Source organism: Streptomyces sp. S3(2020), assembly GCF_013044505.1.
In the GTDB taxonomy this organism is placed as follows: domain Bacteria; phylum Actinomycetota; class Actinomycetes; order Streptomycetales; family Streptomycetaceae; genus Streptomyces.
The window spans coordinates 56,827-67,338 of the sequence record NZ_JABERD010000029.1 but is presented as its reverse complement, the minus strand read 5'-3'; the positions used below and the strand labels follow the sequence as shown (position 1 = coordinate 67,338).

Here is a 10,512-nt window from a genome sequence, read left to right as displayed (position 1 = left end):
GCGTATATGTGGATAAGAGACAGGGGGCGGACCCCTGGTGCGCGCCCGGGTGGTGGGGACCCGGGTGGTGTGCGGCCGGCGGCCAGCCGACGGCCGGTCCGTGCCCCGGCTGGTGGGGCGGCGGCAGCGGAGGACCCACTGCGTGCTGCATCCGGTGCCACTCCGTCTCGTACAGGCAATTGGCGCTGGCAGCAGGGTACGAACCCCGCTCCTTACCGAACGGTACCGTCCCCGGCCGCCGTTTGGTGAACGGCCGGGGACGGCCCTAAGTGCCCGCGCCCGTAAGGCAAATCGGACGGATGGCGCCTCTGCGGACTACTCGCCCACCTCGCCGTACGCGGCGAGCAGCACGGCCGGGTCGGGGCCCTCCAGGACGGTGGGCTTGCCCAGTCCGTCCAGGACGATGAAGCGCAGCAGGTCCCCGCGGGACTTCTTGTCGACCTTCATGGTCTCGAGGAGCTTGGGCCACTGGTCATAGCGGTAGTGCAGCGGCAGGCCGACCGACTCCAGGACCGTGCGGTGCCGGTCCGCCGTGGCGTCGTCCAACCGGCCCGCGACACGGCCGAGTTCGGCCGCGAAGTGCATGCCCACGGCGACCGCGGCGCCGTGCCGCCACTTGTACCGCTCGTTCTTCTCGATGGCGTGGGCCAGCGTGTGACCGTAGTTGAGGATCTCCCGCAGGCCCGACTCCTTCAGGTCCGCGGAGACGACCTCGGCCTTGACCCGGATGGCACGCTCGATCAGCTCGGACGTGTGCGGGCCCGCCGGGGTGCGCGCGGCCTCGGGGTCGGACTCGATGAGGTCCAGGATCACCGGGTCGGCGATGAAGCCGGCCTTGATGATCTCGGCGAGGCCGGAGACGTAGTCGTTGACCGGCAGGGAGTCCAGCGCGGCCAGGTCGCACAGCACACCGGCCGGCGGGTGGAAGGAGCCGACGAGGTTCTTGCCCTCGGCGGTGTTGATGCCGGTCTTGCCGCCGACGGCCGCGTCCACCATCGCCAGGACGGTGGTGGGGATCGCGATCCAGCGCACACCGCGCAGCCAGGTCGCGGCCACGAAACCGGCCAGGTCGGTGGTCGAGCCGCCGCCGACGCCGACGACGACGTCGGAGCGGGTGAAGTGGGACTGCCCGAGGGCCTTCCAGCAGTAGGCGGCCACCTCGGCGGTCTTGGCCTCCTCGGCGTTGGGCACCTGGATGGCGACCGCCTCGAAGCCCTGCCCGGCGAGGTCGGCCCGCAGCGCCTCACCGGTCTCGGCGAGCGCCTCGGGGTGGATCACCGCGACCCGCTTGGCCTTGGGACCGACCAACGCGCCGAGCTCACCCAGGAGTTGACGGCCCACCAGGACCTCGTACGGCTCGCTGCCCGCGGTGCCGCCGACCTGGATCCTCGTCACTGCCTCGCTCATGCCTGCTTCAACTCCAGTGCGTCCATGGCCGCTTCGGTGACTTCTTCGGGGGTACGGCCATCGGTGGCGACGACCGCCGTGGCGATCCCCTCGTACAGATGCCGCCGTGCCTCCATCAGCTCGCGCCACTGCTTGCGCGGGTTGACCGCGAGCAGCGGGCGGGCGGCGTTGAGGCCGGTGCGCTGGACCGCCTCCTCGACGTCCATCGAGAGGTAGACGACCCGCTGCCCGGCGAGCAGTGCGCGCGTGCCCTCGTCGAGGATCGAGCCGCCTCCCAGCGCGAGAACACCGTCGTGCTCGGCGAGCGCCTTGTTCACGGCGGCCTTCTCGATCGCCCGGAAGACCGGCTCACCCTCGTCGACGAAGATCTCGGCGATGGTCCGGCCCTGCTCGGCGACGATGTCGTCGTCGGTGTCCCGGTAGCCGACGCCGAGGCGCTCGGCCAGCAGCTGCCCGACGGTGGACTTGCCCACGCCCATCGGACCGACCAGCACCACCTGGGGACCGGTCATCGGATGGCCAGGTTCTCGAGGTACGACTGCACGTTGCGGCGGGTCTCCACGACGTTGTCGCCGCCGAACTTCTCCGCCACCGCGTCCGCGAGGACGAGGGCGACCATGGCCTCGGCGACGATGCCGGCGGCGGGGACCGCGGAGACGTCGGAGCGCTGGTGGTTGGCGGGCGCGGCCTCGCCGGTGGCGACGTCCACCGTCTGAAGGGCGCGCGGCACGGTCGCGATCGGCTTCATCGCGGCGCGGACCCGCAGCAGCTCACCGGTGGACAGACCGCCCTCGGTACCGCCGGAGCGGCCGGAGACGCGGCGGATGCCCTCGGGCGAGTTGACGATCTCGTCGTGCGCCTCGGAGCCGGGCACCCGCGCCAGCTCGAAGCCGTCGCCGAGCTCGACGCCCTTGATGGCCTGGATGCCCATGAGGGCACCGGCGAGCCGGGCGTCCAGCTTGCGGTCCCAGTGGACGTGGGAGCCGAGGCCGACGGGGACGCCGTAGGCCAGGACCTCGACCACGCCACCGAGGGTGTCGCCGTCCTTGTGGGCCTGGTCGACCTCGGCCACCATCGCCTTCGACGCGTCCGCGTCCAGGACGCGCAGCGGGTCGGCGTCCAGCCGCTCGACGTCGGCGGGGGTCGGGTACACGCCGGCCGGGGCCTTCACCGAGCACAGCTCCACGACATGGCTGACGATCTCGATGCCGGCCGTCTCCTTGAGGTACGACCGGGCGACGGCGCCGAGCGCGACACGCGCCGCGGTCTCCCGCGCGGAGGCACGCTCCAGGATCGGACGGGCCTCGTCGAAGCCGTACTTCTGCATGCCGGCGAGGTCGGCGTGGCCGGGGCGCGGGCGGGTCAGCTTGGCGTTGCGGGCCAGTCCGGCGAGGATCTCCTCGTCGATCGGGTCGGCGGCCATGACCTGCTCCCACTTGGGCCACTCGGTGTTGCCCACCATGATCGCGACCGGGGAGCCGAGGGTGAGACCGTGCCGGACGCCGCCGAGGAAGGTGACCTGGTCCTGCTCGAACTTCATCCGCGCGCCGCGTCCATAACCGAGGCGGCGCCGGGCCAGGTGGTCCGCCACCATCTCCGTGGTGATCGGCACGCCGGCGGGAAGGCCCTCCAGCGTCGCGACGAGTGCGGGGCCGTGGGACTCCCCCGCGGTCAGCCAGCGCAACCTGCTCAACGGTGCTCCTCAGTGCTCGCGCCCTCGTACTGCCCTGCGTACGCGCGTCCTCGCGTACGGCAATGGCGCGACCGGGTGCGCGGCCCCGGCCCGCCACCTTCGATCCTCCCATGTCCGGCGGGCTCCTCCCGCCGTTGGTCCATCAGGCGGACGCACGCACACCGGAACGGCTCAGACCGAGCCGTTCCCCTGCCGGTTCTGCGGCGCGTAGGCCCCCAGGAAGTCGGCGCCGCTCTGCTGGGCGGGCGCCGGCTGGGGCGGGACCGGCGGCTGCTGGGGCGCGTACGCGCCGAGATAGTCGGCGCCGCTGCGCTGCCCGTGCCGCGCCGCCGCGTGGATCGGCTGCCCGCTGCGCAGGGCCCGCCGGTAATCGATCTTGCGCTTGAGCTTGATGCCCCAGGACACGAGCACCGCGAGCACGACCAGGGCGAGCACCGTGATCTGCACCCAGTCGGGCATGAACCTCAGCACGAACTCGAATATCTCGCTCTTGCCGGATGCCATCTGCATGCCTGCGGACACGCTTGTTCTCCCCTCCCGGTTCCGCCCCCTGCGGAACCCGGGGGATCCTAGCGGGCCGCCAGCGCGTGCTCGCCCGCTTTTCGCATGGCCGCCAGCGGGGCCCGGGCACAGCCCGTCATCTGCTCGACCTGGAGCACCGCCTGGTGCACCAGCAGGTCGAGTCCGCTGACCACGGCCCCGCCGAACATCGACCAGCGGGCCGCGAGCTCGGTGGGCCACGGCTCGTAGAGCACGTCGAAGAGGGTGGCGGGCCGCTCGGGTACGGCGGCGGACAGGGCGTCCGTCGTGCCGGCCGGGGTGGTGGCGATCACCAGGGGGTGGTGCAGCGCGTCGGCGGCGTCGGCCCAGTCCTCGGTCCGTACCTCGACGTCGAGGCGCTCGCCCCACTCCCGCATCTCGGCGGCCCGGGCCCGGCTGCGGACGTAGACGACGACCTCACCGGTGCAGACCCGGGCCAGCGCGGCCAGCGCGGAGGACGCGGTGGCGCCCGCGCCGAGGATCGCGGCGGAGTCGACCTGTTCGATGCCGTGCTCGCGCAGGGCGGCGACCATCCCGGGGATGTCGGTGTTGTCGCCGACGCGGCGGCCGTCCTCGGTGAACACGAGGGTGTTGACCGCCTCGACCGAGGCGGCGGTCTCGCTGACCTCGTCGAGCAGCGGGATGACGGCCCGTTTCAGCGGCATGGTCAGCGACAGCCCGGCCCACTCCGGCCCCAGTTCCGCGACGAACCCGGGCAGCGCGGCCTCATCGACGTCGAACCGGTCGTACGACCAGTCCGTGAGCCCCAGTTCCTCGTACGCGGCGCGGTGCAGCACCGGCGAGAGGGAATGGTCGATGGGCGAACCGAGTACGGCGGCCCGGCGGGCGGCGGTGGCCCGAGCTGTCATGGAATCTGTCCTTGAGCCTCAAAAAATCGAACAATGATCCGAAAATCACCACTCGACGGCCGGAAACCCTCTGTCTGACGGGCTTTCCGGATCATAGTGTCCTCGCGTCTTGATCCGCTGTCACGTGAGGACCACCCACCCCGTCATGAGACATGTCCTGCGCGCGTTCGTAGCGCTCTGCGCCGCCTTGGGTATCACCCTGGCGTTCACCGGCTCGGCACAGGCCGCCAGCAACCCCGTCACCGTCTGCGGCTCGGGCTACTACATCCAGTCCTCCCACGAACTGGGTCTCTACCTGGAGACCGGTGGTCCTCAGGCGATCGTCTACCTGCTCTACAACTCCTCGACCGGCTACAACTGCGCGGTCACCGTCGTGACCGGCGAGCAGATCGGGAACCCGGTGAACGTCGGCATCCGTGTCGAGGGCGGCAGCTGGCTCACGGACCCCGGCAACTACAACTCCTACGCCGGTCCCCGGCGGGTGAAGGCCGCGGGCAAGTGCGTGCAGTACATGGGCTCGACCCGCTGGTGGAGCTCCTCCTCGCCGTACACCGACTCGTACACGAGTCCGCTGGGCTGGTGCGGCTGACGGTTCGGACATGCGGCTGGGCCCCGGGGCGGACGTCCGCCCCGGGGCCCAGCCGCGTCGTCAGTCCTTGTTCCTCGACGCGTTGAACTCCTGGACCAGCTTGTCGTGCTCCGCGAGCGTCTTGGTGAACTTGCTCGTCTTGCCGTCCAGCGAGATGAAGTAGTACCAGCCCTGCTTCGTCGGGTTGAGGGCGCCCTTGAGCGCCTCGGCGCCGGGGTTGTCGATGGGCCCGGGCGGCAGTCCCTTGACGTAGTACGTGTTGTACGGGTTGTTGTACTGCTTGAGCTCGGCGATCGTCAGGTCGATCTTGCTCTGGTTCTTGACGTAGTTGTACGTGGAGTCGAACTCCAGGGAGCCGTACGTCTGCGGGTTCCCGGGCTTGAGCCGGTTGTAGACGACCTCGGCCATCTTGCGGAAGTCGTCGTGGCTGGTGCCCTCGGCCTGCACGAGGCTCGCCACGGTGAGCAGCTCCCAGGGACCGTCGAGGCCCAGGCCCTCGGCCTTCTTCTCCAGGCCGAGTTCCTCGTACGTGTCGTTCGCCCGGGCGACCATCTCCTTGAGGATGGTCTCCGGCTTCTGCCCCTTGCTGGCCGCGTAGGCGGAGGGGTAGAGGAACCCTTCGAGCGGGTCCTTCAGATCGGAGTGGCCGAGGGCCCAGTCGGGCAGCCCGAACTGCTTGTACTTCTGCTTCGCGACCTTCGCCGTGGTGCCCTTGTCGAGGTCGAGACGCTTGTCGATCGCCGCGTAGACCTGTGAATTGCGCTGGCCTTCGGTGACGATCAGGTTGTTCTGGCTCTTGGGGTCGAGCATCAGCGTCACGGCGCTCTCGGCGGACATCTGCTTGTTCAGCAGATAGGAGCCGGCCTGGATCTTGCCCGCGTCCTTGTTCTGGGTGAACGCGGAGACGAACGCGTCGACGCTCTTGACGACATCCGCGTCCTTGAGCAGCCGCCCGATCTCGGCACCGCCCGCGCCCTTCGGCACCGAGACCGGCACCGTCGCGCTGGTGCCGTCGCCCGCGTAGTCCGGCGCAGAGGCGAAACGATCCTTGTAGAACTGGTAGCCGAAATAGCCGACGCCGCCGACACCGCCGCCGAACACCAGCAGGACCACCAGGCAGGCGCAGCCACTGCGGCGTTTCTTCGGTTTCTTGCCGCCGCGGCCCCTGCGGTCGCCGCGTCCGCCTTGGTCGTCGTCGCCGTCGTCGACGTCGTCCTCGTCGTCACCGCCGCCCGCGAAGAAGGCGTGTTCGCCCTGGTCGGGTCCGGGATCCCAGTCCGCCTGCTGCGGTTCCGGCTCGGTGCGCCGGCGGTTCGGCGGCTCCGGCGGCGGATAGGCGTCGGGGGTGCCGTAGTAGTCCGGCTGCTCCGCTGCGCCGTACGCGGCGGCCTGCTGGCCGTACGGGTCCGACGGGTCCGTGTACTGGACGTGCGTGTGCGTCCCGGTGCCCCAGCCGTTGTTGTCGTACTGCTGGTGCTGCGGGTGCTGCTGATGCTGTAGTTGCTGGGCCGCGTACTGCTGCTGGTCGTAGCTCTGCTGCGGGTCGTACTGCTGCTGGCCGTACTGCTGGTACTGCTGCTGCGCCTGACCGTAGTCGGCCTGCTGGCCGTTGCCCCAGTCGCCGTACTGCGACTGCTGCGGCTGCTGCGGATAGTGCTGCTGCTGGCCGCCGTAGGCAGCTTGATGGCCGTCGTGGCCCTGCTGCCCTTCCCATCCGCCGTCCCCGTAGTACGGGTCCTGCGGATGCCACGGTTCGGAGCCGTCCTGGCCCCGGCCATACTCAGTCATCGATCCCCTAGAGCCGCGAGGCGGCGGTCACGCAGCTTGTGGCCCGGCATCAGTTCCGCCTCTCTCTGTGCGGCATCTGTTCGAACAGCGCCGCAATCGCGCGGAACGTTACCGTATCGCGATCAGATGACCACTTCGACGCTCTCTCCGGGTGCTTTACCTGACACCCGTTCGGATTCGAGCGCCTGCTGAAGGATGATCACAGCGGCGGCCTGGTCGATGACGGAGCGGCCCTTCTTGGATTTCACACCCGAGGCACGCAGTCCCTGGCTGGCCGTCACGGTCGTCATCCGCTCGTCCACCAGGCGTACCGGTATCGGCGCGATGCCCTTCGCCAGCTCCTGGGCGAAGGCCCTGACCTTGACCGCGGCCGGGCCCTCGCCCCCCTTGAGGGAGCGAGGGAGTCCGACGACGACCTCGATCGGTTCGTACTCCTCGACGATCTGCTTCAGCCGTCGATGGGCGGCCGGGACGTCCCGGCCGGGGACCGTCTCCACCGGAGTGGCGAGGATCCCGTCGGGGTCGCACGAAGCGACCCCGATCCGGGCGTCCCCGACATCGACGGCGAGCCGGCGGCCTCTGCGCATCGTCACTTCGCGGTGTCCGTGACCAGACGCTCGACGGCCTCGACGGCCTCGCCGATCGCGGCCGGGTTCTGACCGCCGCCCTGGGCGACGTCCGGCTTGCCGCCACCGCCGCCGCCGAGGGTCTTGGCCGCCGTACGGACCAGGTCACCGGCCTTGAGGCCACGCTCGCGGGCGGCCTCGTTGGTGGCGATGACCGTGAGCGGCTTGCCGCCCGCGACGGTGAACAGGGCCACCACGACGGCCCGGCCGCCCTGGATGCGGCCGCGGACGTCGAGGACCAGCTTGCGCAGGTCGTCGGCAGTGGTGCCGTCCGGGACCTGGCCGGTGACGACGGCGATGCCGCGGACGTCCTTGGCGGACTCGGCGAGACCGGCCGCGGCCTGGAGGACCTTCTCGGCGCGGAACTTCTCGATCTCCTTCTCGGCGTCCCTCAGCTTGCCGAGCATGGCGGAGACCTTCTCCGGGAGCTCCTCCGGACGGCCCTTGATCAGCTCCTGGAGTTGGGCGACGACCGTGTGCTCGCGGGCCAGGAAGTTGTAGGCGTCGACACCGACGAGCGCCTCGATACGGCGCACACCCGAACCGATCGACGACTCGCCGAGCAGCTTGACCAGGCCGAGCTGCGAGGTGTTGTGCACGTGGGTGCCGCCGCACAGCTCCTTGGAGAAGTCGCCGATGGTGACGACGCGGACGCGCTCGCCGTACTTCTCGCCGAACTCGGCGATGGCACCCTGCTTCTTGGCCTCGTCGAGGCTCAGGATCTCGGCGTGCACGTCCAGGTCACGGGCGAGGACCTCGTTGATCTTCTGCTCCACGTCGGTCATCACGGCCGTGGGAACCGCGGACGGGGAGCCGAAGTCGAAGCGGAAACGGCCGGGCTGGTTCTCGGAACCGGCCTGGGCGGCCGTCGGGCCGAGCGCGTCACGCAGGGCCTGGTGGGTGAGGTGGGTGGCCGAGTGGGCGCGGGCGATGGCCGTACGGCGGCGGGAGTCGATCGAGGCGTGGGCCTTGGCACCGACGGTGACCTCGCCGAACTGGACGACGCCCTTGTGGACGTACACACCCGGGACCGGCTTCTGGCAGTCGCGGATCTCGATGACGGCGCCGGAGTCGACCTTGATCCTGCCGGTGTCACCGATCTGGCCGCCGCCCTCGGCGTAGAACGGGGTACGGTCCAGGACGATCTCGACCTCGTCGCCCTCGGTGGCGGCCGGGGAGGAGGCACCGTCGACGAGGATGCCGACGATCGTGGTCTCGGCATCCGTGTCCGAGTAGCCGATGAACTCGGTCTCGCCCGCCTGGTCGGCGATCTCGCGGTAGGCGCCGGCACCGGCGTGGCCGGTCTTCTTGGCCTGGGCGTCGGCCTTGGCGCGCTCCCGCTGCTCCTTCATCAGACGGCGGAAGCCGTCCTCGTCCACGGAGAGGCCCTGCTCGGCGGCCATCTCCAGGGTGAGGTCGATCGGGAAGCCCCAGGTGTCGTGGAGCAGGAACGCCTTGTCGCCGGCGAGGACCGTGCCACCGGAGGCCTTGGTCTCGGTGACAGCGGTGTCGAGGATGTTCGTGCCGCCCTTGAGCGCCTTGAGGAAGGCGTTCTCCTCGGCGACGGCGACCTTCTCGATGCGCTCGCGGTCGGTGACGAGCTCCGGGTACTGCTGGCCCATCATGGCGATCACGGTGTCGATCAGGTCGAGCACGACCGGACCGGTGGCGCCGAGCAGCCGCATGTTGCGGATGGCGCGGCGCATGATCCGGCGCAGGACATATCCTCGGCCCTCGTTGCCGGGGGTCACGCCGTCGCCGATGAGCATCACGGACGTACGCATGTGGTCGGTGACCACGCGCAGGGAGACGTCCGACCCGTGGGCGTCGCCGTACGCGACACCGGTCAGCTCGGTGGCCTTCTTGATGACGGCCATGGAGGTGTCGATCTCGTACATGTTCTGCACGCCCTGCAGAATCATCGCGAGCCGCTCCAGGCCGAGGCCCGTGTCGATGTTCTTGCTGGGGAGCTCGCCGAGGATCTCGAAGTTGTCCTTGCCGATGCCCTCGCCACGCTCGTACTGCATGAAGACGAGGTTCCAGATCTCCACGTACCGCTCGTCGTTGACGGCGGGGCCGCCCTCGACGCCGAACTCGGGGCCGCGGTCGTAGTTGATCTCGGAACAGGGGCCACAGGGTCCGGGGACACCCATGGACCAGTAGTTGTCCTTCATGCCGAGGCGCTGGATGCGCTCCTTGGGCACCCCGACGACCTCGTGCCAGATGCGCTCGGCCTCGTCGTCCTCCAGGTAGACGGTGATCCAGAGCTTCTCGGGCTCCAGGCCGTAACCACCCTTGTCCTGGGGGCTGGTGAGCAGCTCCCAGGCGTACTTGATGGCGCCTTCCTTGAAGTAGTCGCCGAAGGAGAAGTTGCCGCACATCTGGAAGAACGTGCCGTGCCGGGTGGTCTTGCCGACCTCTTCGATGTCGGGCGTGCGCACGCACTTCTGCACACTGGTCGCGCGCGCCCACGGCGGCTTGACCTCACCGAGGAAGTACGGCTTGAAGGGGACCATGCCGGCGGGGACCAGGAGCAGAGTCGGGTCGTCCGCGATGAGCGACGCCGAAGGGACGACGGTGTGACCGCGCTCCTCGTAGAAGCTCAGCCAGCGGCGGCGGATCTCGGCCGACTCCATCAGTGGTCCTCGTTTCGGTTGTACGGGTACGTCCGGTACGTCGATCCCTCGACGTACTTCGGGTTGTTGCGGTTCTCGATGGCGGCGTACCGCCGGGGCGCGGGGAGTTCGGGGTCGACGGGGGCGTTCAGCCCGAGGGCGTCGCCCAGTTCTTCCTCCCGCTGGACCATGTTGTCGCGGACGTCGAGCGCGAAGCCCACCGCTCGGTCCTTGATGCGGTGACCGGCCTCGAGCGCCTTGTTCGCCGCGGTCGCGGCGAGGCTCTCGGGGGTCAGCTGCTTCAGCTTGCGGTTGACCTTGGTGGTGGCCCACACACCGGCGGCGACGCCCGTGCTGAACCAGAACGTACGGCGGAACATCGCTA

Annotated in this window: 11 protein-coding genes; 1 reads left to right on the top strand and 10 read right to left on the bottom strand. The window is 69.7% G+C overall.

All coding sequences use genetic code 11. From position 1 onward, the window contains the following. From HLK59_RS50935 to HLK59_RS12725, 6 genes are all read right to left on the bottom strand, one after another. The coding region (locus HLK59_RS50935) for a Pro-rich N-terminal domain-containing protein (RefSeq protein ID WP_240982365.1) at positions 1-151 on the bottom strand (151 nt) is incomplete at its 3' end. Positions 152-315: 164 nt separating this feature from the next. Further along, positions 316-1,407 (bottom strand): 3-dehydroquinate synthase, encoded by a 1,092-nt coding sequence (aroB, locus tag HLK59_RS12745; RefSeq protein ID WP_171141486.1) that lies wholly within the window; start codon positions 1,405-1,407, stop codon positions 316-318. After that, on the bottom strand, positions 1,404-1,919 hold the full coding sequence (locus HLK59_RS12740; RefSeq protein WP_171141485.1) for a shikimate kinase: 516 nt from the start codon (positions 1,917-1,919) through the stop codon (positions 1,404-1,406). The genes aroB and HLK59_RS12740 overlap by 4 nt, the downstream gene beginning before the upstream one ends. Further along, on the bottom strand, positions 1,916-3,100 hold the full coding sequence (gene aroC, locus HLK59_RS12735) for a chorismate synthase (protein ID WP_171141484.1): 1,185 nt from the start codon (positions 3,098-3,100) through the stop codon (positions 1,916-1,918). The genes HLK59_RS12740 and aroC overlap by 4 nt, the downstream gene beginning before the upstream one ends. A gap of 171 nt (positions 3,101-3,271) precedes the next feature. Continuing rightward, entirely contained in the window at positions 3,272-3,622 is a 351-nt protein-coding gene (locus tag HLK59_RS12730; protein WP_171141483.1) for a hypothetical protein, read from the bottom strand. A 47-nt stretch (positions 3,623-3,669) separates the two neighbouring features. Beyond that, the gene (locus tag HLK59_RS12725) at positions 3,670-4,509 is read right to left on the bottom strand and encodes a shikimate dehydrogenase (protein ID WP_171141482.1); all 840 of its coding nucleotides are present in this window, start codon (positions 4,507-4,509) and stop codon (positions 3,670-3,672) included. A gap of 145 nt (positions 4,510-4,654) precedes the next feature. Between HLK59_RS12725 and HLK59_RS12720 the strand changes: the two genes are divergently transcribed. Beyond that, positions 4,655-5,098: a hypothetical protein gene (locus tag HLK59_RS12720; protein ID WP_171141481.1), complete on the top strand. Its 444-nt coding sequence runs from the start codon at positions 4,655-4,657 to the stop codon at positions 5,096-5,098. A gap of 60 nt (positions 5,099-5,158) precedes the next feature. Here HLK59_RS12720 and mltG read toward each other — a convergent pair whose 3' ends face one another. The 4 genes from mltG to HLK59_RS12700 form a co-directional block, all read right to left on the bottom strand. Beyond that, positions 5,159-6,886, bottom strand: coding sequence for an endolytic transglycosylase MltG (mltG, locus tag HLK59_RS12715; RefSeq protein ID WP_171141480.1), 1,728 nt, complete (start codon positions 6,884-6,886; stop codon positions 5,159-5,161). A 122-nt stretch (positions 6,887-7,008) separates the two neighbouring features. Beyond that, positions 7,009-7,473 (bottom strand): Holliday junction resolvase RuvX, encoded by a 465-nt coding sequence (gene ruvX, locus HLK59_RS12710; protein WP_171141488.1) that lies wholly within the window; start codon positions 7,471-7,473, stop codon positions 7,009-7,011. Positions 7,474-7,475: 2 nt separating this feature from the next. Continuing rightward, on the bottom strand, positions 7,476-10,148 hold the full coding sequence (alaS, locus tag HLK59_RS12705; protein WP_171141479.1) for an alanine--tRNA ligase: 2,673 nt from the start codon (positions 10,146-10,148) through the stop codon (positions 7,476-7,478). After that, entirely contained in the window at positions 10,148-10,507 is a 360-nt protein-coding gene (locus HLK59_RS12700) for a hypothetical protein (protein ID WP_171141478.1), read from the bottom strand. The genes alaS and HLK59_RS12700 overlap by 1 nt, the downstream gene beginning before the upstream one ends. Positions 10,508-10,512: the final 5 nt, after the last annotated feature.

Bases quoted from the DNA above. Each gene is read 5' to 3' on its own strand.
- aroB (WP_171141486.1), bottom strand. From the start codon at position 1,407: ATGAGCGAGGCAGTGACGAGGATCCAGGTCGGCGGCACCGCGGGCAGC.
- HLK59_RS12740 (WP_171141485.1), bottom strand. From the start codon at position 1,919: ATGACCGGTCCCCAGGTGGTGCTGGTCGGTCCGATGGGCGTGGGCAAG.
- HLK59_RS12725 (WP_171141482.1), bottom strand. From the start codon at position 4,509: ATGACAGCTCGGGCCACCGCCGCCCGCCGGGCCGCCGTACTCGGTTCG.
- HLK59_RS12720 (WP_171141481.1), top strand. From the start codon at position 4,655: ATGAGACATGTCCTGCGCGCGTTCGTAGCGCTCTGCGCCGCCTTGGGT.
- mltG (WP_171141480.1), bottom strand. From the start codon at position 6,886: ATGACTGAGTATGGCCGGGGCCAGGACGGCTCCGAACCGTGGCATCCG.
- ruvX (WP_171141488.1), bottom strand. From the start codon at position 7,473: ATGCGCAGAGGCCGCCGGCTCGCCGTCGATGTCGGGGACGCCCGGATC.
- alaS (WP_171141479.1), bottom strand. From the start codon at position 10,148: ATGGAGTCGGCCGAGATCCGCCGCCGCTGGCTGAGCTTCTACGAGGAG.
- HLK59_RS12700 (WP_171141478.1), bottom strand. From the start codon at position 10,507: ATGTTCCGCCGTACGTTCTGGTTCAGCACGGGCGTCGCCGCCGGTGTG.